This is a genomic window from Aquabacterium sp. (genome assembly GCF_035476535.1).
Taxonomy (GTDB): Bacteria; Pseudomonadota; Gammaproteobacteria; order Burkholderiales; family Burkholderiaceae_C; genus Pseudaquabacterium.
The window spans coordinates 1-23,014 of sequence record NZ_DATILJ010000101.1; the positions used below are offsets into that span (position 1 = coordinate 1).

General features: G+C 67.0%; 33 protein-coding genes. 24 read left to right on the forward strand and 9 right to left on the reverse strand.

Features of this window, described 5'->3' with window-relative positions:
- On the forward strand, window positions 1-480 hold a 480-nt coding region (locus tag VLK61_RS10230; RefSeq protein ID WP_325420796.1), incomplete at its 5' end, for a hypothetical protein.
- Here VLK61_RS10230 and VLK61_RS10235 read toward each other — a convergent pair.
- A complete protein-coding gene (locus tag VLK61_RS10235) occupies window positions 429-1,784 on the reverse strand; it encodes a hypothetical protein (protein ID WP_325420798.1) in 1,356 nt (451 codons plus the stop codon). The two genes, VLK61_RS10230 and VLK61_RS10235, sit on opposite strands and share 52 nt — an antisense overlap.
- A 551-nt stretch (window positions 1,785-2,335) precedes the next feature.
- On the opposite strand from VLK61_RS10235, the gene VLK61_RS10240 reads away from it, so the two are divergent.
- Entirely contained in the window at window positions 2,336-2,611 is a 276-nt protein-coding gene (locus VLK61_RS10240) for a type II toxin-antitoxin system RelE/ParE family toxin (RefSeq protein ID WP_325420800.1), read from the forward strand.
- 45 nt (window positions 2,612-2,656) lie between these two features.
- On the forward strand, window positions 2,657-2,923 hold the full coding sequence (locus tag VLK61_RS10245) for a HigA family addiction module antitoxin (protein WP_414636800.1): 267 nt from the start codon (window positions 2,657-2,659) through the stop codon (window positions 2,921-2,923).
- A gap of 140 nt (window positions 2,924-3,063) precedes the next feature.
- On the opposite strand, the gene VLK61_RS10250 is transcribed toward VLK61_RS10245, so the two are convergent.
- Entirely contained in the window at window positions 3,064-3,411 is a 348-nt protein-coding gene (locus VLK61_RS10250; RefSeq protein WP_325420804.1) for a hypothetical protein, read from the reverse strand.
- On the opposite strand from VLK61_RS10250, the gene VLK61_RS32235 reads away from it, so the two are divergent.
- The 21 genes from VLK61_RS32235 (at window position 3,346) to VLK61_RS10350 (ending at window position 15,370) form a co-directional block, all read left to right on the forward strand.
- A complete protein-coding gene (locus tag VLK61_RS32235) occupies window positions 3,346-3,564 on the forward strand; it encodes a hypothetical protein (protein WP_414636801.1) in 219 nt (72 codons plus the stop codon). The genes VLK61_RS10250 and VLK61_RS32235 overlap by 66 nt on opposite strands.
- Before the next feature lie 88 nt (window positions 3,565-3,652).
- Complete coding sequence (locus VLK61_RS10255; protein ID WP_325420806.1) at window positions 3,653-3,982, forward strand: cupin domain-containing protein; 330 nt, start codon at window positions 3,653-3,655, stop codon at window positions 3,980-3,982.
- A 75-nt stretch (window positions 3,983-4,057) separates the two neighbouring features.
- On the forward strand, window positions 4,058-4,570 hold the full coding sequence (locus VLK61_RS10260; RefSeq protein ID WP_325420808.1) for a GNAT family N-acetyltransferase: 513 nt from the start codon (window positions 4,058-4,060) through the stop codon (window positions 4,568-4,570).
- Window positions 4,571-4,629: 59 nt separating this feature from the next.
- On the forward strand, window positions 4,630-4,812 hold the full coding sequence (locus VLK61_RS10265) for a hypothetical protein (protein ID WP_325420809.1): 183 nt from the start codon (window positions 4,630-4,632) through the stop codon (window positions 4,810-4,812).
- Window positions 4,813-4,967: 155 nt separating this feature from the next.
- Window positions 4,968-5,417 carry a hypothetical protein gene (locus VLK61_RS10270; RefSeq protein WP_325420811.1) on the forward strand — a complete coding sequence of 150 codons (450 nt, stop codon included), beginning with the start codon at window positions 4,968-4,970 and terminating at the stop codon, window positions 5,415-5,417.
- A gap of 30 nt (window positions 5,418-5,447) precedes the next feature.
- Window positions 5,448-6,086: a LysE family translocator gene (locus VLK61_RS10275; RefSeq protein WP_325420813.1), complete on the forward strand. Its 639-nt coding sequence runs from the start codon at window positions 5,448-5,450 to the stop codon at window positions 6,084-6,086.
- A 137-nt stretch (window positions 6,087-6,223) separates the two neighbouring features.
- On the forward strand, window positions 6,224-6,493 hold the full coding sequence (locus VLK61_RS10280; protein WP_325420815.1) for a BrnT family toxin: 270 nt from the start codon (window positions 6,224-6,226) through the stop codon (window positions 6,491-6,493).
- Window positions 6,486-6,752: a BrnA antitoxin family protein gene (locus VLK61_RS10285; protein WP_325420817.1), complete on the forward strand. Its 267-nt coding sequence runs from the start codon at window positions 6,486-6,488 to the stop codon at window positions 6,750-6,752. The genes VLK61_RS10280 and VLK61_RS10285 overlap by 8 nt, the downstream gene beginning before the upstream one ends.
- A gap of 181 nt (window positions 6,753-6,933) precedes the next feature.
- Window positions 6,934-7,134, forward strand: a complete 201-nt coding sequence (locus VLK61_RS10290; protein WP_325420819.1) for a hypothetical protein — start codon at window positions 6,934-6,936, stop codon at window positions 7,132-7,134.
- A complete protein-coding gene (locus tag VLK61_RS10295) occupies window positions 7,131-7,445 on the forward strand; it encodes a hypothetical protein (RefSeq protein WP_325420821.1) in 315 nt (104 codons plus the stop codon). Before VLK61_RS10290 ends, VLK61_RS10295 begins: the two co-directional genes overlap by 4 nt.
- Window positions 7,446-7,527: 82 nt before the next feature.
- Entirely contained in the window at window positions 7,528-8,040 is a 513-nt protein-coding gene (locus VLK61_RS10300; RefSeq protein ID WP_325420823.1) for a GNAT family N-acetyltransferase, read from the forward strand.
- Window positions 8,041-8,083: 43 nt separating this feature from the next.
- Window positions 8,084-8,695 (forward strand): DUF1294 domain-containing protein, encoded by a 612-nt coding sequence (locus tag VLK61_RS10305; protein ID WP_325420825.1) that lies wholly within the window; start codon window positions 8,084-8,086, stop codon window positions 8,693-8,695.
- Between the two features lie 87 nt (window positions 8,696-8,782).
- Window positions 8,783-9,358, forward strand: coding sequence for a GNAT family N-acetyltransferase (locus VLK61_RS10310; RefSeq protein WP_325420827.1), 576 nt, complete (start codon window positions 8,783-8,785; stop codon window positions 9,356-9,358).
- Window positions 9,359-9,477: 119 nt separating this feature from the next.
- A complete protein-coding gene (locus tag VLK61_RS10315) occupies window positions 9,478-9,828 on the forward strand; it encodes a hypothetical protein (RefSeq protein WP_325420828.1) in 351 nt (116 codons plus the stop codon).
- A 45-nt stretch (window positions 9,829-9,873) separates the two neighbouring features.
- A complete protein-coding gene (locus VLK61_RS10320; RefSeq protein WP_325420830.1) occupies window positions 9,874-10,677 on the forward strand; it encodes an ornithine carbamoyltransferase in 804 nt (267 codons plus the stop codon).
- A 12-nt stretch (window positions 10,678-10,689) separates the two neighbouring features.
- Window positions 10,690-11,256, forward strand: a complete 567-nt coding sequence (locus VLK61_RS10325; protein WP_325420832.1) for a GNAT family N-acetyltransferase — start codon at window positions 10,690-10,692, stop codon at window positions 11,254-11,256.
- 162 nt (window positions 11,257-11,418) lie between these two features.
- The gene (locus VLK61_RS10330) at window positions 11,419-12,042 is read left to right on the forward strand and encodes a hypothetical protein (protein ID WP_325420834.1); all 624 of its coding nucleotides are present in this window, start codon (window positions 11,419-11,421) and stop codon (window positions 12,040-12,042) included.
- A 99-nt stretch (window positions 12,043-12,141) separates the two neighbouring features.
- Window positions 12,142-12,750, forward strand: a complete 609-nt coding sequence (locus VLK61_RS10335; RefSeq protein WP_325420836.1) for a GNAT family N-acetyltransferase — start codon at window positions 12,142-12,144, stop codon at window positions 12,748-12,750.
- Window positions 12,747-13,031 carry a hypothetical protein gene (locus tag VLK61_RS10340; protein WP_325420838.1) on the forward strand — a complete coding sequence of 95 codons (285 nt, stop codon included), beginning with the start codon at window positions 12,747-12,749 and terminating at the stop codon, window positions 13,029-13,031. The genes VLK61_RS10335 and VLK61_RS10340 overlap by 4 nt, the downstream gene beginning before the upstream one ends.
- A gap of 40 nt (window positions 13,032-13,071) precedes the next feature.
- Window positions 13,072-13,635, forward strand: coding sequence for a GNAT family N-acetyltransferase (locus tag VLK61_RS10345; protein WP_325420839.1), 564 nt, complete (start codon window positions 13,072-13,074; stop codon window positions 13,633-13,635).
- Window positions 13,636-13,792: 157 nt separating this feature from the next.
- Window positions 13,793-15,370 (forward strand): methyl-accepting chemotaxis protein, encoded by a 1,578-nt coding sequence (locus VLK61_RS10350; protein ID WP_325420841.1) that lies wholly within the window; start codon window positions 13,793-13,795, stop codon window positions 15,368-15,370.
- Between the two features lie 61 nt (window positions 15,371-15,431).
- On the opposite strand, the gene VLK61_RS10355 is transcribed toward VLK61_RS10350, so the two are convergent.
- The 7 genes from VLK61_RS10355 to VLK61_RS10385 all read right to left on the reverse strand — a co-directional run bounded on the left by VLK61_RS10355 (window position 15,432) and on the right by VLK61_RS10385 (window position 23,011).
- Window positions 15,432-16,163, reverse strand: coding sequence for a transcriptional regulator NanR (locus tag VLK61_RS10355; RefSeq protein WP_325420843.1), 732 nt, complete (start codon window positions 16,161-16,163; stop codon window positions 15,432-15,434).
- Window positions 16,164-16,291: 128 nt separating this feature from the next.
- Entirely contained in the window at window positions 16,292-17,671 is a 1,380-nt protein-coding gene (gene oiaK, locus VLK61_RS10360) for a 3-oxo-isoapionate kinase OiaK (protein WP_325420845.1), read from the reverse strand.
- Entirely contained in the window at window positions 17,671-18,912 is a 1,242-nt protein-coding gene (locus VLK61_RS10365) for a ribulose-bisphosphate carboxylase large subunit family protein (protein WP_325420847.1), read from the reverse strand. The genes oiaK and VLK61_RS10365 overlap by 1 nt, the downstream gene beginning before the upstream one ends.
- Window positions 18,913-18,927: 15 nt before the next feature.
- Entirely contained in the window at window positions 18,928-19,689 is a 762-nt protein-coding gene (locus tag VLK61_RS10370; RefSeq protein WP_325420849.1) for a glucose 1-dehydrogenase, read from the reverse strand.
- Between the two features lie 17 nt (window positions 19,690-19,706).
- Window positions 19,707-21,155: an aldehyde dehydrogenase family protein gene (locus VLK61_RS10375; RefSeq protein WP_325420851.1), complete on the reverse strand. Its 1,449-nt coding sequence runs from the start codon at window positions 21,153-21,155 to the stop codon at window positions 19,707-19,709.
- Between the two features lie 40 nt (window positions 21,156-21,195).
- Window positions 21,196-22,488: a TRAP transporter large permease gene (locus VLK61_RS10380; protein ID WP_325420853.1), complete on the reverse strand. Its 1,293-nt coding sequence runs from the start codon at window positions 22,486-22,488 to the stop codon at window positions 21,196-21,198.
- 10 nt (window positions 22,489-22,498) lie between these two features.
- Window positions 22,499-23,011 (reverse strand): TRAP transporter small permease, encoded by a 513-nt coding sequence (locus VLK61_RS10385; RefSeq protein WP_325420855.1) that lies wholly within the window; start codon window positions 23,009-23,011, stop codon window positions 22,499-22,501.
- Between the last annotated feature and the right edge of the window lie 3 nt (window positions 23,012-23,014).

The window sequence follows — 23,014 nt, forward strand, 5'->3', positions numbered from 1 at the left end:
CTGGTGGCGCTGGCCCCCGCGCAGGCGCGCGACTGGCACCGCTCGGCGCTGCAGGCCTGGCGCGAGCGCGGCGATGCGCAGGCCGCGACCGAGCTGCTGATGCGGGCCTTCGCGGCCAACCCACTGGACGCCGAGATCACCGGCGACCTGGCCTGGCTGCGCCTGCGCGGCCAGGCCTTGCAGGCCGATGGCGCACGCCAGCTGGCCCTGCATGCACTGACGCTGCCGCATGCCCGCCATCCATATGGCCGTGTCGACGACTGGACGACGCTGGCCATCGCCAGCGCGCTGACCGGCCGGCAACGCGACGCCGGCAACGCCTGGCTCGTCGCGGCGGCTTTGACCTCGAACTTCGATCAGCTGTGCCGCACCGCCGGCCAGGCCTACGGACGCCACGGCGACCGGCTGCGGCCGTCGATCGACGCGCTTCAGGGCTGCTGGCGCGGCGGCACGCGCGTGTCCAGCGACGCCGGCCGGTAGTCCGGCCGCAGCCGGCAGCTGGACGGAAAGCGCGCCTGCGCCGCCGTGCAGCCCTCCGCCACATCCGCCGGCGTGGGCTTGCGCCCCTCACGCAGCCACGATCTCAACGCCTGCAGCAGCGCCACGTAGGTGGCGTCGCTCAGGTAGCTGTGCTCGCTGTCGTCGCTGAAGGTCTGCACCAGCGTGTCGGCATGGCCGGCGCGCGCCATCGTGCCGGCGAAGCTATGCGCCATCTCGACGAAGGCCGTGGCATCGTGGATGCCATGCACCGTCAGCACCGGCACGGCGATGCGGCCGGTGAGATCGGCGTCCTGCCCGAAGCGGGCCACCGCCGCCGGATCGCGGGCATAGCGCAGCACGCCGGCATTCAGCGCGGCGTCGTCGTCCGAGCCGGTGTAGCGCACGCCGAGGTTGCCGAACACGCTGCCGCCGCCGCTGCGGTGCAGCGCGATGTCCTGGAAGTCGAAGGTGGACCGGCTCAGGTGCTGCTGCAGGCTGGGTTCGCTGACCCGGATCACGTCGACGAGGGTCTTCAGCTTGCGCGCCTGCCCGGCGCTGCGCTGCGCCGCGGGCAGGTCCAGGCCCAGGCACTCGTTGGCGCGGCGCGCCAGCTCGGCCGGCGTCAGCCGGCTGCCGGCCGGCAGGCCCATCCACAGCGGGTAGGCCGGCTCGTCCGGCCGCGGATGGTTGCCGCACAGGAACTGGTAGACCACGCGCAGGTCCAGTCGGAAATCGTAGGCCCGCGTGCCGCCGGCAAGCACGCCGCTGCTCAGCAGCAGCGCGTCGTAGGGCTTGCCCGCGCCGAACATCTCGGCCCCCTTGGCCGCCACGCTGGCGCCCCAGGACTGGCCGTGCAGCAGCGTCAGCGTCGGCCGGCCCACATGCTGGATGAAGATGCGGCGCAGGCGCTCGGTGTCCTCGGCCGCCGCACGCACCGCCACGCCGCCCTGGCGATAGCTGGAACCGGCCCAGGCAAACCCGGCGCGCGGCACCACCGCCCAGCGCTGCAGGTCGGCTTCCTGGCGCTTCATCGTCGGCGCGCCGAGGAACGGTCCGCCATGCGTGTGCAGTACCAGCTCGCCTTGCCACTGGGCGGGCAGCGCAATCAGGTAGAACGCGCCGGCACTGTCCTGGCCGCCCAGGCAGCGCGTGTCGGCCGGCAGGCCGGCCGGGCAGGGGCGGGGCTGCGGCGCGGGCTCGGCTTGCGCGGCGGCAGCTTGTTCGTGCGAGGTCTGTGGCGGCTGCTGGGCGCAGGCGGACAGCAGCATGAGTGTGAGGACGATGAAATGCTGATGCAGGTTCAAGCGCCGTCTCCTAGGCTGGGGTGGCTCGTGCGGCAGTGCGTAGCCGCCGCGGGCTGGACCATAGAGCGCGGGGCAGGTCACGTCAAACGGGGCGGTTCCGCGGCGACGGCTACGGGGTTCTGGAGTCGTGCCACTGCCTCGCAATTTCGATCCGTACTTCACGACCAAGCCCGTGGGCAAAGGGAAACGGCCAGCTTTGTCGATCGGCTTCGGGACTGTCGAACGACACGGTGAGGGCGCTGACAGCAGGGAATGCCGCAGGAAGCGTACTGGGTCGAGCCAGTTGATGGCAGCGTGTCGAGCGGGGCTCGGATTTGGTCTCGCCAATGACGCCACGGGTGCACTGACGTTTCCACCGGCATCCATATGAGAGACCGCGACGGAGAATGGCAAGCGAATTATTCCCATTGCCATCAATGACAAGTCGCCACCGTGTAGGCGAAGATGATGCAGTTAAACGCACGTTCGGCCCCATAGCCACCGCCCCGCGCGTTCCTTTCGTCAAAGTAATAACGCTTCACGTTATGCACGCGGCGCGTTAAGCTTTGCACATGCCGATCAAGAGCTTCAAGGACACGGAGGCCCTTTTCCAACGCAAGCGTGTACGTCGATGGGTCAACATCGAGAGACCGGCACTTCGCAAGCTTGCACAGCTTGATTGGTCGGTTGTCCTGGAAGACCTGCGCGCACCCCCAGGGAATCATCTCGAGGCACTGAAAGACGATCGCAAGGGGCAGCACAGCATACGGATCAATGAGCAATGGCGCGTGTGCTTCATCTGGACGACAGATGGTCCAACTGAAATTGAGATCGTGGACTACCACTAAACGAGGCTAATGATGCGTACTATTCCTCCCGTCTCCCCTGGCGAAATGCTTGAAGAAGAATTCTTGAAGCCACTTGGCCTGACAAAGTATCGCCTCGCAAAAGACATTGGTGTCCCCCCTCAGCGCATCGGGGATATCGTTGCCGGAAAACGCTCGATCACGGCAGACACGGACCTACGGTTGTGTCGCTACTTCGGGCTGAGCGACGGATGGTGGCTCCGCGGACAAGCCAGCTTTGACATTGCGCTCGCGCGGGAGTCCATGAAGGACGAGCTCTCTCGCATTCAGCGCTGTCAGGCACTGCCCGCTTGATCATCCACGCCAATGAATGTGGCCGAATCCTTCGGTCAACGCGACAGCCAACAGCGTAGCGCCTGGCCCGCAGGGCTGTCAGGCATATCATCATCCCGCAGGCCAGGCGCTACCCTGTCGTCTGCGCGTTGCCTCAAACGTCAGGCGTCAAGGAAACGCTGTGTGCCACTCCCGCCACCGAATTCAGCAATAGCAGCATGCCATCGAAGACGACATCCGCAGAATCGATCACTTCTCAACTGAAGGATCGCCAGGTCTCGCATGTCGAAGCCGACGGGTTGTATCGGCTGCGAGTCCACTTCACGGACGGAAAGGTTCTTCTCCTGGAAGCCGCATCCGATCGACTTGTAGCCACAATCGAACGCGCCGATTCTCAGATTCCAGATGATGAACAGCCCACAAAGCGACAGCACGAGTACCTTGTGTTCATCGCCAAGTACATCGCACGCTTCGGGCGGCCGCCGGCTGAATCCGACATCCAGCGCCACTTTCTCGTCTCTGCTCCGTCTGTGAATCAGATGATGCAAATGCTTGAACGCAGAAAGTTCATAACCAGGCAGTCCGGCGTACCGCGTTCGGTGCGAGTGTGCATTGAACTATCGCCGTCAATGGTCAGGCGGGGTTCACGCGATGACGCCTAACCCTTCGTTAGAGCGGACATGCACCGGTGTGTCACTCAACTCAAACGTTAGGCGTCATACCCCCTTCACGGCAGAAAGCGTGCAACACATGAACTCGGTCAACCTTTCGGCAGTTTTGTCAACTGTTTCAGAACCATGGCAACCCGCAACGGTTGCGCGCTTCAATGGCAACGAAGTCATGGTTGCCAAAGCCATGGGGTCGTACGCCTGGCACAGGCATGAAGACACAGACGACTTCTTCTTGGTACTCAAGGGCAACATCACGATTGAAATGCGCGATCGCAGTGTTCGTCTCGGCGCGGGAGAAATGTTTGTCGTTCCACGAGGTGTTGAGCATCGTCCAGTAGCCACTGAGGAGGCTCACTTCATACTCATCGAACCGCCGGGTACGGCGAAGGATGGAACTACGCTTGTCTGAGGTTTCATTGCCACGCCGCAATGCCACGCCGCTGTCCGCCGTTCAGATCAAGCATTTGTCATCAGAAGGGACCCAATGATTCAAATCCTCCCGTTCTCGCCCGCACACGCCGATGGCGTCGTGTCTGTGATCCTGCCGATTCAACAGTCCGAGTTCGAGATTCCGATCACGCTGGAAGCGCAACCAGATCTGCAGGACATTGCTGGCTTCTATCAGCATGGCATCGGCAACTTCTGGGTCGCTCTGGAGGCAGGTACCGTTGTCGGCACACTTGCGCTGCTCGACATCGGAAACCGTCAGGCAGCCCTACGCAAGATGTTCGTGGCCAGCGCGCGTCGCGGGCCGGAGCATGGCGTCGCCAACGAGCTGCTTCAAACACTGCTCAACTGGTGTCGTGCTCAAGGTGTACGAGAGGTCTTGTTGGGCACAACCGCCAAGTTCCTTGCCGCCCACAGGTTCTACGAGAAGAACGGCTTCCACCAGATGCCCAAAGAAGGTCTGCCAGAGAGCTTTCCCGTCATGGCCGTTGACACGAAGTTCTATGGGTTGTCACTGCAACGCGCCGACGCCTACCCTCTACCCGGCTGAGCGCTTGCAGAGAATCAGATCCGACCACGAACAGGCCTTCGGGCAGAAGCCATACAAAGATGCTCTACATCGGTTTCACCAACACACTTGGCAAGCTCAACATCGCGCTTGTTCAAATGGAGCTCAAGTTCCTTGAGGAGTATCTGAAGCTGAACCCGGCTGACGCCTCCGCAAGGCAGCGGCTCGAGCATCGCAAAGATGACTTGGCAAGCTTTGCCAGGCACGCCGGCCATGCTGACTGAGCGGCCGACCCCTTCGTATTCGTTCGAACGGATCCGTTACGGCGAGCGCCGTAAACCCAGTCTGAAGCACATGGTGCACTATCTCAGCCCTGGCTTACGGCGCCTGCCCCCGTGGGCCGGATAGCTTGAACCTTCGGCCGCTCACAATCCACTCTATGAAACTACGCACCTTGTTCATCGCCACAGTGACATCGAGCCTTGTCGCCTCGTGCGGCGGTAGTTCGTCTTCGCCAGACGCCACCGCTGGCCCGTGCGTGCAGATCGCGTCGGAGCCAGTTCTGACGATCGTCTCCGCCAAGGATGGCGTTTCGGGAGTTGCGATTGACGAAGTCTCGATAGGCGATATCAAAGTGGACGGGTATCCCGTCTTGGTTGAACTCATGCCTCACTTGTCGCCAACAGCGAAGGTCGTCGATGGCCGCATTCAATGCAGATTGACCTGCGCCTTCGGCGAGACGACCGGGCAGTACACCGCAACAGTCACCGCGAATGGCTATCGCCCGCTATCGCTTTCGATCACGGCGAACTACTCGTCCTCTGTGGGAAACTGCCCCAACACCGTGTCCGGCGGAACGCGCGCGTCCATCGCGCTCCAACCCGCATGAGTCACAAGCTCGGATTCTTCGCCCCAACCCATGCCCTCTACCGCCGCCTTCCTCCTCTTCATCGGCGCCGCGCTGCTGATGGCGCTCACGCCCGGCCCGAACATGGTCTACCTGATCTCACGCGCCCTTTGCCAGGGGCGCGCGGCGGGTGTCATGTCCTGGTTCGGCGTCGTGCTCGGTTTCACGGTGCACATGTGCTGCGCGTCCATGGGTCTCACCGCGCTGTTCATGGCCGTGCCTCTCGGCTACGAGGCCCTCAAGCTTGCCGGTGCCGCCTATCTGCTGTGGCTGGCCTGGCAAGCGCTTCGTCCTGGCGCACGTTCGCCGTTCGAGGCCCGAGAACTGCCGCCGGAGTCAGGTCGAAAGCTGTTCACCATGGGGCTGCTGACCAGCATCCTCAATCCGAAGGTCGCGATCTTCTATCTGTCGGTGCTCCCGCAGTTCATCACGCCGGAGGCCGGTTCGGTGCTGGCCCAAAGCCTTCTCCTCGGCGCGACGCAAGTCTGCATCGGCTCATCCGTCAACCTGGTGGTCACGCTTTCGGCAGCGGGCATTGCGTCCTGGTTCGCGCGGAACCGGCGCTGGCTCGCGGTTCAGCGGTATGTCATGGGCATCGTTCTGGGCGCCTTGGCCATGCGGCTTCTGAGCCAACAGCGCAGCGCTGCGTGACCTGTCCCGGGCTCCCGAACGGGTCTAGTGGCCTGCGGAAGTACGCGCCCAGTGCCGATGTGTAGCGCCGCGCCGCGGCGGCCAAACGCAGGCGACGACCCAGTGCTTGACGATATGCATTGCATATGCATAATCGCATGGCGGACATAGAGTTCGACCCCTCCAAGGCCCAATCGAACCTGCGCAAACACCGCGTGAGCTTCGCCCATGCGGAGCAAGCGCTTCGTGATCCTCTCGCGGTCACCATCGAAGACCCCGATTCAGAGACTGAGCAACGGTTCATCACGCTGGGCATGGATGCCCTGGGCCGGATCCTGGTTGTAGTCCACACCCCGCGCGGAGACCGGACGAGGTTGATTTCCGCGCGCAAGGCCAGTCGTGGCGAAGCGGAGCAATACGATGCGTAAGGAATACGACTTCAGCAAGGGCAAACGCGGAGCGGTCATCCCGTCTCCGGGCAAGACCAGAATCACGATCATGCTGGATGACGATGTCATCGAGTTCTTTCGTGCCCGCGCGGAGGAGCAAGGCGTTGGCTACCAGACCATGATCAACACCGCGCTCCGTTCCGCCGTCGCGCAAACGAAGGGACAAGAGGCCGAAGACAAGCCCGTCACGGTGGCTGCGCTTCGCAGGATTCTTCGCGAAGAACTGCACACCGCATAACGGCGTTTTGCGACAGGGCGCGCGGCACTCGCTCGGAGGTGTGGCCCGTTCCGGACGCTGCAAACCCTGACCACCGCCCTGCATAACAGCCATCGTCATCGGATTCAGCCACACCCATGCGCTGCGTGACGCCCTGAAGCGTTCCACGCAGGACGGCGCTCAGGCGGTCCAGGTCATCCACATGCTGAACGCGGTGCCTGACAAGCGCTTCGTCGACGAGACGGGCGATCGGATGCAACTGCATCCGGCGCTGCGATCGCGGCGGCTGCTTTCGCCGGCCGATACGACCGTGTTCTCGCCAACGACAACCCTCCGCCGGCAACGCCGGGGCGCCGAGTCCTTGTTGCGCCGTGCTCCGTTGACGCCGACACTTCGACCATGAGCAAACTCCTCGCCGCCTTTCGCTACACCACCAACAACTGGCGCCAGATCCAGGGCAGCAAGCTGTGCGGCTGCTGCAACTGCGTGCAGACCTTCTCGCCGGACGAGATCGTCGGCTGGACCGGCCTGGACATGAACAACATGGACGATCCGGCGGCCGTGGATCAACAGACCGCGATGTGTCCCCGATGCGGCGGCGAAGCCGTGCTCGCCGACACCTCGGGCTACCCGATCACGGCCGACTTCCTGGGCCGCATGAACGAGGCCTGGTTTCAGCAGACCCTGATCCGCCCGCCCCGGCCCAAGGTCTAGCGGGACCCGCAGGAACTGATCACCGCGCCCATCACCTGCGCCGACGGGCGCAACAACACCCAAGGACCTGCAGGACTCCCCCATGCGATTTGCGCACCGCGATGCCGTTCCCGCCGACCTGCCGCGCATCGTCGAGATCTACAACTTCGCGGTGGCCACGCGGGAGAGCAGCTGCGACCTGGAACCGGCCACCGTCGACTCGCGGCGGGCATCGTTCGCGCAGCACAGCCCGGACCACCGGCCGCTCTGGGTGGCCGAAGACGCCGACGCGCCGGACCAGGGCGTGATCGGCTACCTGGGCTTCTTCCACTTCATGAACGAGCGCCCGGGCTACTTCATCACGGCCGACCTGGCAATCTACCTGCACCCGGGGTACCAGAACAAGCGGCTTGGCAGCTACCTGCTGGTCGAGGCCGTCCGCCACGCGCCTTCACTGGGCATCGAGGTGCTGGCCGTCACGATCTTCGTGTCCAACGAGCCCAGTATCCAGCTGTTCAGCCGGCATGGCTTCGAACGCTGGGGCTACATGCCGCGGGTGGCGCGCCTCGAAACCATCGAGCGGGACCTGGTGATGATGGGCCGCAGGGTCGATTGAGCTCTGACGCCCCAAGCGTCGGGACGCATTAGCATCCACTGCCATGCGATTCGACGGCCACCTCAAGTCCTGGAACGATGAGCGAGGGTTCGGCTTCATCGAGCCCGTGCAGGGCGGGCAGGAGATCTTCATTCACATCAAGGCTTTCCCGGCCGGCACGGGGCGGCCTGCCGTAGGCCAGGCGCTCAGCTTCGAAGTTGAACTCAATGCCCAGGGCAAAAAGCGCGCGAAGGCTGTGCAGTACCCCGTGACAGCCCGCAAGACCAAGGCACAGCGGCCGGAGGCACCGGCACCCTGGACCTTGCCGCGGGTGGCAGCGATTCCGCTGTTCGTCCTGGTCTACGCCTACGTCTCGCGGCAGTGGCCGGTCAGTCCTGTTGTGCCCGTGCTCTACCTGCTGGCCAGCCTCGTGGCCTTCATGGCGTATGCGCTGGACAAGTCGGCGGCCCTGGCAGGCCGCTGGCGCGTGTCCGAGCGCATGCTTCACGCGCTTGGCCTGGCCTGCGGCTGGCCCGGCGCACTGCTCGCGCAGCAGATGCTGCGCCACAAGTCATCCAAGCCGAGCTTCCTGGCCGTCTACTGGACCACCGTGGGCGTCAACATCGCCGGTTTCGTTGTCTATCACGCCCAGCTCCTTGCCGCGCTGCGCCCGTGAGCACAAGGCCGGCTGATGCCCCCTGCGGCTACCCCTCCACCGCGGCAGCAACGGGCTGGTCGCCCCCAAACGCCCCCCTATCAGGCCATGCACATCCCGACACTCTCCTCGAAGCGGCTGCTGCTGCTGCCGCCCAGCGCCGCCTGCGAAGCGCTGTACGACAGGTTCTATACCGACGCCGACGCGTCCATCGCCTATGGCGGGCCGCTGACACCGGGCGGCGCCTGGTCCCGGTTGGCGTCGGACCTGGGCACGTGGTTTCTGCAGGGCTTTGGGGTCTGGGTGATTCAGCGGCGCGAGCAGGGTGACCTGGTCGGCACCTGCGGCTTCTGGCAGGGCAAGGGCTGGCCGCGGGAGCTGACCTGGTGGCTGCTGCCCGAGGCCCGCGGTGCCGGCCTGGCGCAGGAAGCCTCGCTCGCGGCGGTGGCCCATGCGTATGGGGCCTTCGGCTGGCCGTCCGTCGACACCTACATGAACGACGCCAATCTGCCGGCACGCGCGCTGGTGCAACGGCTGGGTGGTGTGCGCACGGGCCGACAAGCCTTTCCCGATGGGCTGGAGCGCGATGTCTTCCACATCCCGCCGCCGGATCTTGATCGGCCCGCCTTGTCGCCGACTCGCGCGAGGTCCTCACGTCAGGAAGCGCCACGCATTCACCCATGACACCCGATCCCCTCAAGCCACCGAACACCGACCTTGCCAATCCGGCGGATGCGGCATCGCTTCCGCCAGCATCGGTTCGCAACGCCTGCCGGCTGATCATCGCCTCGCTGGCACTCGGCGTGTTCACGCTGTTGACCGGCATCCGCCCGGACGCCCCCGGCGAGGAACCGGTGCCGGCCTGGGTCACGGCCGGCATCGTCATGGTGTTCGGCGGGCTCACGATCTGGCTCGCCGCGAAGACCCATCAAGGCCGGAACTGGGCCCGCTGGGCACTGCTCGGCTACCTGATGCTGGGCTGGTGGCTGTCGTCGTCGGAACTGACCGAACAGTTCATGCGTTCCCCGCTGGTGGGTTTCATCGACGTGCTGTGCATCGGCATGGAACTCGCTGCCTGCGGCTTGCTCTTTGGCGGCCAAAGCGCGGCCTGGTTCACCGACCTCGCCCGGACCCGTGAGCCGCCCGGGCGCTGAGCGCAGATCCGGCAGATGCCGTGCCCGGCAAACTCCTCCAACACCATGAAACTGCTGCGCCTGTCAGACCTCAGCAGCGCCGATGTGCGCGCCATCTGGAAGCTGGTTCACAGCCCCGCCGGGCCGATGACCGGCACCGTCGCCTGGTCGTTCGAGGGCAACGGCATCCGCACCCGCACGAGCTTCATCCAGGCCTTCCGAAACCTCGGCCTGGCGTTCACCGAACTGCCGAACCTGCTGAAAACAGCCGAGCGTCCGTGCGACCTGGCCGGCTACCTGGATCCGTTCTACACGATGTACGTCATCCGCGAATCGAACCACAGCCGTCTGGCCGAGTTTGCCGCCGCCTCGCGGCGACCGGTGATCAACGCGATGTCGAACGAAGGGCACCCGTGCGAGGTGCTGGCCGACGCCTACTTCATCGACACGGCGCTGCTGCCGCTGCAGCATGCACGCATCTGCCTCTGGGGCCCGCCCACCAACGTGCTGCGCTCCTGGCACGAACTGGCCGCCGTGCTGGACATCCCGCTGGTCCATGTCTGTGCGGCGCGGTTTCATGAACCGCAGCCCAAGCTGCGCTTCGTCGAGACCCCGCCCGCGGCGGCCGACATCGTCATCACCGACAGCTGGCCGTCCGGCATCGAAGACCCGTCGGGGTCCCTGACCGAGCAGCACCTGGCCCGGATGGGCCATCCCAGGCTCTTGCCGACGCCGCCGTTTTCCATCGGCCGCGAACTGTCGTTCGACCCGCTGGCCTACGCTGGTTTTGTGGGTTATCAGCAGAAAGAACTGCTGCTGCCCGTGCAGACAGCGATCGTGCGCCATGTTGCGCTGGCGCCGACCCACTGACAGACCACCGACATGCCGACACTTGCCTTTCCGACCATCGAAACCCCACGGCTGCTGCTGCGCGAGATCGTGGCCGATGACGCGCCTGCCCTCTTCGCCATCCACGGCGATCCGGATCTGATGCGCTGGTTTGGCTCCGACCCCCTGCCCGACCTCGCCGCCGCGCAGGGGCTGGTCACGCTCTTCGCGGGTTGGCGCGCGCTGCCCAATCCTGGCGTTCGCTGGGGCATCCAGATCAAGGGCTCGGCCGAGATCGTTGGCTCGCTGGGTCTATTTGCATGGCACCGGGCCTGGCGGAAATGCACGCTGGGCTATGAACTCTCGCGCGCTGCCCAGGGCCAGGGCTACATGCGGGAGTCGCTGCTCGCTTGCCTGAACTGGGGCTTCGCGAACATGGACCTCAACCGCATCGAGGCCCAGGTCCATCCCGACAACGCGGCATCGCTGAAGTCAGTCCAGCGCATGGGATTCGTCGAGGAAGGTCGCCTGCGGCAAGTCGGCTACTGGAACGGCGCGTTTCACGACATGCTGCAGCACGCGTTGCTGCGCAGCGAGTGGACGCCCGCTGAACCGGCCTGAGGCTTCAACGCGGGCCACGGCGCGGGCTGCGGCCCGGGTCACGCGTTGTCGCCCAGGACGCATGCAAGTGAACTAGTGCCTCTCGGCAAGACTGGCAAGTCGGGCGCCGGTGGACGAAGATGTCGAACGGGCTCCTCCACCACTGCCACGACAGGTGCAACCATGCCTTCCAAGACGCTTCCCGAGCAAACGGGGAATTCCTGCGCCGCACACTGCACCGTCATCGCGGTTGCGGAACTGCTGGACGTGGAATACCTGATGTCCAAGGACTATGCCGAGTCGACCCTGTGGCCTTCGCTCAAGTTCAAGGCAGAGGGAAATTTGCTGATCGACAGCCTGGCCAAGGCGGAGAACAGCGATCCGCGGCGCATCGTCAGCGAAGCGGACACACGCTGGAATGCCATCAAGGCCAGCTTGCGATGCGACGCAACGCAGAAGGCCGCGGCCCTGAAATATGTCAAGAGCACGGACATGCAGATGGGCCTGGGCGCCTTGTTCAACATGTTGACGGGGTTCGGCACGGTCGGGACGATCACGATTGAGCCTGGCATCTACTACAACGCCAGTTACCTGATGCTCAAGGGCGGGACCGCCACGGCCGCGGTCTACGAAGGCATGCACAACATCCTGGTGACGAACCATGCCGGGCAGATCTACTACTACAACCCGAACGAGAGCAAACCGACCTGGAGCGTGACGCCCGACTGGACGATCCTCGAGAAGCAGAACAAGAGCAGCTACAGCTACGTTTTCACCGGCGTCTGCGTTGAAATGAAGAAGAAGTAAGGCGGCGGGGCGCTGGCTTACCATGCGGCCTTCACCGGTGCGGCCTATCGAGTTGCCTGCCGTGCCGGCCTGCAAACCGCTGCGTCCGCACACTCCGCCATGCCTGAATCAGCCGCGCCGCCCACCCTTCCCCGTCACCACCAGCTCCAGCTGCGGCCAGCCGCGACCGGCGATGTGCCGGCGCTCGTCGCCTTGGCCAAGGACACCTTCCGCGACACCTACCGCCATCTGGACACCGCCGAGGACATTGAAGACCATGTGACGCGAAACTTCACGCCGGCCGCCTTCTTGGCCCTGCTTGAAGACAGCCGCACCAGCCTGCTGCTGGCCGCGCTGGACGTGCGCCTCGTGGGTTATGCGCAGGTCGCGCAGTCGCCAGCCCCGCCCTGCGTCAGTGGCCCGGCGCCGATCGAGCTCTGCCGCCTGTACCTGCGCCAGGACGTCATCGGCCAGGGCCTGGGTGCCGCGCTGATGGAAGCCGTGCACGCCGAAGCGCGGCGCCGCGAAGGCCAAACGCTCTGGCTCGGCGTCTACGACCGCAACGAGCGCGCGCGCGATTTCTACCGGCGCTGGGGCTTTGTCGACGTGGGGACCAAGGATTTCTACTTCGGCGGGCGCACCTACGCCGACCCGGTGATGAGCGCGCCGGTTCGGCCATGCGGGAAAATGCCAGCTCTCCCCCCATCATTCCCCCAAGGCACCCCATGAGCTTGAAGAAGACCGACATGGTCAAGAACCTGGCCAAAAAGCTCGACGGCAAGATGAAGACCGCTGGGATCCCGCAGCGTTTTGCGCAAGGATCGGCCGAAGCGGCCGCCAAGCGCGAACTGCGCGCCAGCCCGGCCGCGCCGAAGCTGGTGCCGGTGGCCTGCCGGCTGCCGGCCGATCTGGTGAACCGGCTGCGCGACCGGGCCGCGGGCCAGGAAGGCGGCCTCAATGCGGTGATGGCGCAGGCCGTGGCGCAATGGCTGGACAAGGCGACGGCCTGAGCAGCGGCCTCAGCGATGTTCTGCTTCCGTGGCCGCTGACATGCAAGACCCGATCGAGTTCAGCACCGCGCGCCTGACGCTGCGCTGCTGGCGCGACGCCGATCGCGCGCCCTTCGCGGCGATGAATGCCGACCCCGAGGTGATGCGCTACTTCCCGGCGCTGTGGCCGCCGGAGATGTCGAACACCGCCATCGACATCTGGTGCGCGCAGTTCGCGCAGCAGGGCTGGAGCAACTGGGCGGTCGAGCTCAGCGGCTCGGGCGAGTTCATCGGCTTTATCGGTCTCAGCGTGCCGCGGCGGCCGCTGCCGTTTTCGCCCTGCGTGGAAATCGGCTGGCGCCTGGCCCGCGCCCATTGGCACCAGGGCTATGCCACCGAAGGCGCCCGCGCGGCGCTGGGCATCGGCTTCGAGCGGCTGGGCCTGGCCGAGATCGTCTCCTTCACGACGCTGACGAACCGGCCCTCCCGCGCGGTGATGGAACGCATCGGCATGCACAACGCGAATGCCGACTTCGAGCATCCCGGTGTGCCCGAGGGCCATGCCCTGCGCCCGCATTGCCTGTACCGGATGAGCCGCCCGATCGGCCAAGAAGAAGCGGGCTAGCACCTCACTTCGGGCCTTCGGCTCGGCCGCCATTGAGCGAAAGTTCCCTACAAGGGAAGTCAAGATCACCTGACAGGTGGCGGTCTGGCTGTCCGCGCGTTTGCCGATCTCGTCGCTGCCGTGGACACCATCAATGACGGCGACTGGAAGCATCGTGATGAACTTCAAGACCTTGAGTGTGAAAGCAAAGTTGACGGCTGCCTTCGGGCTGCTGGTCGTCATCGTGCTGCTGGTGTCGGGCCTGGCGCTGCGCTCGCTGGGCGCGGCCCACAACGACCTCGTCGAGTACGTCAACGAAACCGCCGCCCGCGGCACGCTGGCAACCGCCGTGCGAGGGGCCGCCTTTGCACGCGCGGTGGCCGCCCGCAACCTGGTGCTGGTCACGGCGCCCGCCGACACCGAGCTCGAGAAGGCGACCGTGGCCCGGGCGCACGACAACGTCCGCCAGAGCCTGGCGAAACTGAAGTCGGCGGTCGCCGGCTCGGCGGCCAACGCACAGGAGCGCAAGCTGCTGGCCGAGCTCGACAGCATCGAGTCGCGCTACGGGCCGCTGGCGCTGAACATCGTCGAGCTGGCCCTGGCCGGCAAGCGCGACGAGGCGATCGGCAAGATGAATGCCGAGTGCCGGCCGCTGCTGGCCTCGCTGGTCAAGACCGCCACGGCTTATGTCGACGCCGTGCAGGCCGAGGCCACCGAAGAACTGAAGCTGGCCGATGCCTCCTACAACGCCAACCGCCTGATGCTGATCGTGGCCTGCGCCACGGCCATCGCGCTGGCGGCTGTGTTGTCGCTGCTGATCACGCGGGGCTTGAGCCGCGCGCTGGGCGCCGAGCCGGCGCAGCTGGGCGAAGCGGCCCAGCGTGTGGCTGCGGGCGACCTGGGGCCGGTGCCGGGTGCGCAGCATGCGCCGGCCGGCAGCGTGCTGGCTTCGCTGGGCGAAATGCAGGCCAGCCTGGCCCGCGTGGTCGGCCAGGTGCGCAACGCATCGGATTCGATCGCCACCGGTTCGGCGCAGATCGCCACCGGCAATGCGGACCTGTCGCAGCGCACCGAACAGCAGGCCTCCAGCCTGCAGGAGACCGCCGCTTCGATGGAACAAATGAACGCGACCGTGCGGAACAATGCCGACACGGCGCGCCAGGCCACCCAGCTGGCCACCGCAGCCAGTGCCGTGGCGGAAAAAGGCGGTCAGATGGTCAACCAGGTGGTGTCGACGATGGAAGACATCACCGCCAGCTCGCGCAAGATCTCGGACATCATCGGCACGATCGACGGCATTGCCTTCCAGACCAACATCCTGGCGCTCAATGCGGCGGTGGAAGCTGCGCGGGCCGGCGAGCAGGGCCGCGGCTTCGCGGTGGTCGCGGGGGAGGTGCGCAGCCTCGCTCAGCGCAGCGCCGAGGCAGCTCGCGAGATCAAGAGCTTGATCGGCAGCAGCGTCGAGAAGGTGGAGGCCGGCTCCCGGCTGGTGGGCGATGCCGGTGCGACGATGGACGACATCGTGGGCCAGGTCAAGCGCGTGGCCGACCTGATCGGCGAGATCAGCGCCGCCACGTCGGAACAGACCACCGGCATCGGCCAGGTCAGCACCGCCGTTGCGCAGCTGGATCAGGTGACGCAGCAGAACGCCGCGCTGGTGGAAGAGAGCGCCGCGGCCGCTGACAGCCTGCAGCAGCAGGCCCAGCGCCTGACGGAAGTGGTGCGGGTGTTCAAGCTGGACCACGCTGCCGCGTAGCGCGCAGCATTACATCTGCCTGCCGCGTAGCGCGCGGCCTCTCTTCAGCCGGCCGCGGCGATCAGGCGGCCGCGTCGCCGCCGCCGCCGCTCACCTGACGGTATAGCGCATTGGCCCGCGTCAGGTGTTCACGCACGGCCCGCTCGGCCGCCTGCGGGTCGCCACCGGCAATCGCCTCGATGATGCGTTCGTGTTCACGCAACGTCAGGTCTTCGACACCGGGCGCGCGCACCAGCGGCTGGTAGTACTCGCTGGCCCAGCTGAACAGCGCTTCGACGATGGCCGGGAACACCGGGTTGCCGCCGATGCTGGCGATCTCGCGGTGGAAGGCCATGTCGCGTTCCAGGAACTGGTTCAGGTCGACCAGCGACGCACGGTGTTCGGCCAGGCGGCTGCGCAGGCGTTCGACGTCGGCGGCGCTGGCGCGCTCGGCCGCCATGCGGGCCAGCCCCACTTCCAGGAACACGCGCGCGTCCTTCAGGTGTTCCAGCGTGTTCGGCTGCGTGCGCAGCAGGTGGCGCGCGCCACCTGCGAGTTGCTCGATCAGCCGCTCGGCGCTGGGCACCACCACGCGCGCGCGCTCGCCGTGCGTGATCTCGACGATGCCTGAACGCTCCAGCGCCTGCAGCGCCTCACGCACCGCCGGCCGGCCGACGGCATAGAACTCCATCAGTTCACGTTCGGACGGCAGTTGCGCGCCGGGCGGAATCTCGCCAAGGCGGATGCGCTCCATCAGCCGGTCCAGCACTTCCTGGTACAGCTTGCGGCGCTGGATGGGTTCGGTGGATGACATGGTGATCACCTTAGCATGCAGGCCTGGGGCAGCGGCACCGGGCCGACACGGCTGTCGACATCACGCCGACAGCGCCGTCGACACCAGGCCGACATGGCCCTCGGATCCTGCCGGCACGGCGATCAAGCTCACGCCTGCATGCCGTCACGCACATCGCCGAAGAACGAGGCCGCGCCCATCTGCCCGCCCTTCAGCACGATCTCCAGCCGGTCGCGCGAAGCTTGCGTGGACCAGGCGCGGCACAGCGGCGCACCGGGCGCGAGGCCACCGATGACGGTGAGCGCGGCGATGTCCAGCGCGCCCATCACCTCGCCGGAGCTGTCGCCGCCGGCCACCACCACGCGCTGCAGCGGCTGGCGCGCCAGCAGGCGGCGCATCACTTCGGCCAGGCCGCGGCCGATGCGCCGTGCGGCTTCGTCGCGGTCCAGACCGGCGTCGGCGGCGATGGCCTTGAAGCCCCGCACCGCCGGGTCGTCCGGGCCGGCAGCCGAATACACCAGCGGGCTCTGGCCGCGCGCCAGCGCCTGCACCGCCGCACTGACGGCCGCGTCGATCTCGGCTTCGCCGTGCTGCGCATGCAGCAGGCGCGGCAGCGCCAGGCGATGCAGCGCGAAGCCGTGCGACGCCGCCCAGGCGATCTGCGCCGCGGTGCCCGGCGAGCAACTGCCGCTGACCACGGCAATCGCCGGCACCGCCGGCACCGCCGGCAATCCGGGCTGCGCCGGCAGCAGGCCTTCGCCGCGCCAATGGGCTGTTAGGGCGTACTGCAGGCCGGATGACGAAGCGCTGAACAGGCCCGCGCCGCGCTGCTGCCAGACCAGCCGGCCAGCGGCTTGCAGGCTGTCGTCATCCATCACGTCGATCGACAGCACCGGCACCTGCGGGCCGGCCAGCGCCTGCACGCGATCGGCCGCGGCGCCGCTGCGCAGCTGCAGCAGGTCCACCAGCTCGCTGCGGCGCGCGGTCTGCGCGCTCAGGTGGCGGCGCAGGTCGGCTTCGGCCATGGGCGTGACGGGATGGCGCGACATCGTCGGATGACGGTCCAGCCGGTACGGCACACCCTCCACCGCGGCGAACAGGTGGCCGAAAGCCTGGTAGCGCTGCAGCCGCGGCACGCCGACGATCATCGGCGACCACGCGCCCGGCATCAGCGGCACGCCGATGTCGATGGCGCGGCCGATCGAGCCGGTGGTGGGCGATGAATCGAAGGTCGAGCAGACCTTGTACTGCAGGATCGCCGGCCGCAGCGCCGCCAGGCTGCTGAAGGCTTGCGGCAGGTGCGCGTCCATCCACGCCGGGCTGCGCCCGCGCGAGGTGCCGGCCAGGCCGACGCAGCGCACGCCCGGAAAGTGCGCCAGCATCGCGGCATTCGGCGTTTCCAGGAACAGCACCGTCGGCACACCGGCGGCGGTGAAGGCTTCCATCACATCGGTGGAGCCGGTGAAGTCGTCGCCGTAGTAGGCCAGCAGCAGGCCGTCCGGCCCCTCCAGCGTGGGTGCAGCGTCCATCACCAGAAGCCCAATCCGGCCTGCAGCTCGGCATGCGTGCGGGCATGCTCGGCCAGCGGCACGCCGGCCATGGCCGCGTCCCAGGCCTGGCGGAAGGCCGACACGCCGGCGGCGATGCCGCCCGGGTGGCCGAAGATGCCGCCGCCGGCCGCATGGATCAGGTCGGCATTGCCCAGCGCGGCGAAGGTGCCCGGCGCCTGCAGGCCGGTCTGGCCCGAGCTGAACACCGGCATCGCCGCCATCGGCGCGTGCGCGAACAGCGGCTGCTGCACGGCGCGCGCCGCGGCGATCACGCTGTCGTCACTTTCGCTGAACTTGTTGCGCAGGCCGTTGACATGCAGGTGGTCGGCCCCGGCCAGGCGCCAGATCTGCTGCCACGGCGCATAGTCCCAGCCCAGCGCCGGGCAGCGCGAGAGGTAGCCCCAGCCGCAGCGGTGGGCATGGATGGGCAGGCTGGCGTGGCGCCGCAACTCCAGCAGGCCGACCAGGCCGATGGCGTTCAGGCTCACCATCACGCAGCTGCCGCCGAGCGAGGCCACCAGGTCATGGCGCCGGCGCATCTGGTCCAGGTCACCGGTGAGGTTGAAGGCCATCATCGCCTGCCGGCCGTGGCGCTGCGCGCCGTCATGGATCACGCGCATCGATGCACGCACGCGCTCGTCGAACGGGCAATGCGGGCCATCGGCCTGCAGCTCATCGTCCTTGATGAAGTCGATGCCGCCGTCGACCAGCTGCCGCACCTGCTCGGCTGTCTGCTGCGGATCCAGCCCGACGCTGGGCTTGATGATGGTGCCGATCAGCGGGCCGCTTGCCACACCGGCCAGCCGGCGCGTGCCGGCCACGCCGAAGGCCGGGCCGGGATAGGCCGCGGCAAAGGCCGCCGGCAGGCGCAGCCCGGTGAGCCGCAGGCCGCTGACCTGGCGCAGCTCGAACAGGTTGCCGGCGACCGTGGCCATCAGATTGGTCAGCGACGGGCCCAGGTTCTCGATCGGCCAGGACAGCTCTAACGTGCAACGCGTGTAGACCTTGCTCCGCAGCCCGCCGGGCAGGCTGGGCTCGGGCACCTGCTCCAGCACGTCCAGCCGCTCGATGCGCGCGCCGGATCGCGCCTTCAGTTCCGGCGTCTCGTTCGGCAGCGTGAGGAAGGTGCCGCTGGACTGTTCGCCGGCAATGACCTCGGCCGCGCGCCGCGGGTCGTCGCCGGTTTCCAGCCAGTAGCGGGCGTGGATGCGTTCGCTCATGGCGTCTGGTGCGATTCAGATGCAGCGGCCGCCGTCGACTTCGAGCGCGACGCCGGTGATGAACTCGGCCTCGTCGCTGGCCAGGAAGGCTGCGGCCTTGGCGATGTCCAGCGGCCGGCTGAGGCGGCCCAGCGGAATCGTCGCGATGATCTTGGCGCGCACGGCCTCGCTGTCCTCGCCGGGCAGGAAGTCGGCCAGCAGGCCGGTCTCACCCATCACCGGATTGATGGCGTTGACGCGGATGTGTTCGGGCGCCAGTTCCGCCGCCATGCCCTTGGTCAGCGTGATCGCCGCGCCCTTGGTGCCGGCGTACCACACCAGCCCCGGCCGCGGACGCGGTCCTGCCGTGGAGGCGATGTTGATGATCACGCCGCCGCCCTGCCGGCGGAACACCGGCACCGCATGCCGTGCGCCGAGGAAGATACTCTTGACGTTGGTGGCGTAGACGCGGTCGAAGCTCGCTTCGTCGGTGTCCAGCAGCGGCTGGTTCTTGTGCGTGGTACCAGCGTTGTTGACCAGGATGTCCAGCCGGCCATAACGCTTGACCGTGGCGGCCACCATCGCTTCGACCGAGGCGTTCAGCGTCACGTCCACCTGCACCGGCATCGCCTGGCCGCCAGCAGCTTCGATCGCCGAGGCCACCTGCTGCGCGGCGTCGGCGCGCAGGTCGGCCACCACCACCTGGGCGCCGAGTTCGGCGAAGTGCAGCGCCATGCCTTCGCCGAAGCCGCCACCGGCGCCGGTGATCAGTGCCACGCGGTCTTGCAACTTGTTCATCGGGATTCCCTTGAAGCTCATCCGTGCTGGATGGCAATGGTTTTGATGGTCGTGAAGCTGCGCAGGCCTTCGAAGGCTTTCTCGCGGCCATGGCCGGAATGCTTCATGCCGCCGAAGGGCAGCTCGATGCCGCCGCCCGCGCCGTAGTTGTTGATGAACACCTGGCCGGCGTCGATCTGCTGCGCCACGCGCAACTGGCGTGCGCCGTCGCGGGTCCACACCGCGGCGGTCAGGCCGAAGGGCGTGCCGTTGGCCAGGTCAACCGCCTGGTCTTCGCCGTCGAAGGCGAAAGCCGCGAGCACCGGGCCGAAGACTTCCGATTGCGCGATGGTGTGTTCGGGCGGCACCTCGTCCAGCAACTGCGGCGGGAAGTAGAAGCCACCGGCCGGCGCGTTCTTCACCAGCTGCGCGCGGGCGACGCTGCGGATGCCATCCGCACGCGCCGCATCGACCATCGCGGACACGCGGTCCAGCTGCTTGCGGCTGATCAGCGGGCCGCAGTCCAGCCCTTGCGAACCCGGCCCGGTGATCAGCGCCTCGAAGCGCTGCGTCAGCGCCGCCATCACGTCGGCGTAAATGCGCTTCTCGATCAGCACACGGCTGCCCGCCGCGCAGGTCTGTCCGGCGTTCTGCACGATGGCGTTGACCAGCACCGGCAGCGCCTGCACCAGGTCGGCATCGGCGAACAGGATCTGCGGCGATTTGCCGCCGAGCTCCAGCGTCACCGGCACGTGGTTGACCGCGGCGGCCTGCGTGACGGCCGTGCCGGTCTGCGGCGAACCGGTGAACGACAGGTGGTTGATGCCCGGGTGGCCGGCCAGCGCCGCGCCGGCTTCCACGCCCAGCCCGCAGACGATGTTCAGCGCGCCCGCCGGCAACCCGGCCTGCAACGCCAGCGCGGCGATGCGCAGCGGCGTCAGGCAGGCATCCTCGGCCGGCTTGACGACGCAGGCGTTGCCGGCGGCCAGCGCACCGCCGGCCGAGCGGCCGAAGATCTGCGCCGGGTAGTTCCACGGAATGATGTGGCCGGTGACGCCGAAGGGCACACGCAGCGCCAGCACCGTGCTGCCCTGCGCATACGGAATCGTCTCGCCATGCAGCTTGTCGGCCGCGCCGCCGTAGTACTCGAAGTAGCGGGCGCAGGCCGCGATGTCGGCGCGCGCCTGCTGGATCGGCTTGCCGGTGTCGCGGCATTCCAGCGCCGACAACTCATCCTGCTGCTGCAGGATCAGTGCGGACAAGCGGCTCAGCACGCGCCCGCGCTCGGTCGCCGTCGCGCGGCCCCAGGGCCCGCGGAACGCCGCGCGCGCGGCCGCCACCGCGGCAGCTATGTCGCGCGCATCGCTGCGCGGCAGCGTGGCGAAGACCTGGCCGTCGGCGGGGTCCAGCACGTCCAGCGTGCGGCCCGACAGCGCGGCGCAGGATTCGCCGGCGATCAGGTTGTGATGAGTGGCCAACGCGGTCATGACGAAGCTTCTCCTAGCGGTTGAATGGCGCGGCCAAGGTTCACTTGAAACCCATCGCACGCGGCAGCCAGGTGCTGAGCGCCGGCACGAAGGTCAGCAGCAGCAGGATCGCGCCATGGGCCCAGAGGAAGGGCCGCAGCTCGCGCACCAGCGCCGCCAGGGGCACGCGCGAGACGTTGGACGTGACGAACAGCAGCCCACCCACCGGCGGCGTGATCATGCCCAGCGTCAGGTTGTAGATCACGATCATCGCGAAGTGCACCGGATCGACGCCCAGCTTCATCGCCACCGGCGCGAGGATGGGCACCAGCACCATCACGCCCGGCAGCGGCTCGATGAAGATGCCGAGCAGCAGCAGGAAGACATTGACGACGATCAGGAACATCACCGGCGTGAAGTGCTGGGCGATCAGCCACTCGGCCAGTGCCTGCGGCAGGCCTTCGATCGTCAGCACCCAGGCGAACGAGGCCGACAGGCCGATGATGATCAGCACCGAAGCGGTCAGCAGGGCCGAACGGGCCAGGATGTCCGGCAGCGCCCGCCATTCCAGCGTGCGGTAGATCCACTTGCCGCACAGCAGCGCGTAGAACACCGCCACCACCGAGGCTTCGGTCGGCGTGAACCAGCCGGCGCGCATGCCGCCGAGGATCAGCACCGGCAGCAGCAGCGCCGGCAAGGCCTTGATCGACGTGGCGGCGATCTCGCGCCACGGCGGCTGTTCGCCGTCGCCGCGGTAGTTGCGCCGGGTCGAGACGCGCCAGTTCACCAGCGCCATGCCGACCGCGATCAGCAAACCGGGCAGCAGGCCGGCGATGAACAGCGCGCCCACGGACACCTGTTCGTCCTGCAGCGCGTAGATGATCATGATGATCGACGGCGGGATGATGGGGCCGACGATGGCGGTGGCAGCCGTCAGGGCCGCGGCATAGGCGCGGTCGTAGCCGGCCTTGTCCATCATGCGGATCATCATCGAGCCCGGGCCAGCGGCATCGGCCAGCGCCGAACCGGAGATGCCCGAAAAGAAGGTCAGGCCCACGACATTGGTGTAGCCCAGCCCGCCGCGCTTGTGGCCGACGAACTGGCTGGCGAACTTCAGCAGCACTTCGGTGAGCGAGCCGCCGCTCATCAACTCCGCCGCCAGGATGAAGAAGGGCACGGCCATCAGCGGAAAGCTGTCGATGCCGGAGAAGGTTTCCTTCAGCAGCACCAGCAGCGGGTAGTCGGTGCCCATGCTCAGTGCGGCCAGCGTGGCCAGGCCGAGCGAAAAGGCCACCGGCACGCCGATGGCCAGCAGGCCACAGGCGGCGAGCAGCAGGATCAGGCTGGCGCTCACGGTGCTTCGCTCACAGTGACGCGCTGGCGTTGGCGTCGAAGTGCGCGTCGGCGGCGAACAGGCGCTCCCGCAGGTAGCCGCGCACGATCAGCAGCCAATGCACGATCAGCACCACGCCGCCGACCGGCATCGCCGCATAGACATAGGCGAACGAGATCTGCGTCGCCGCGGTGGTCTGGCCCTGCGCACGCAGCATGTAGTGCCCGCCGAACCAGACCATGAAGCCGAAGAAGCCCAGCAGCAGCAGCGCGATCAGCCAGCGCAGCATGACGGCAGCGGCCTGCGGAACGCCGTCCTGCAGGTTGTCCACCGCAATGTGGCCGCCATAGCGCAGCACCGGGCCCGCGCCGAGAAAGGTCAGCCAGATCATCAGGTGCCGCGCCACCTCTTCGGCCCATTCGATGGACTCGTTGGTCAGGTAGCGCAGCGCGACGTTGGCGAAGACGATCACTGCCATCGCCGCCAGCAGGCCGATCAGCGCCCAGCGGTTGGCGGCCAGGAAATGGCGCTCGAAGCTCTTCATCGC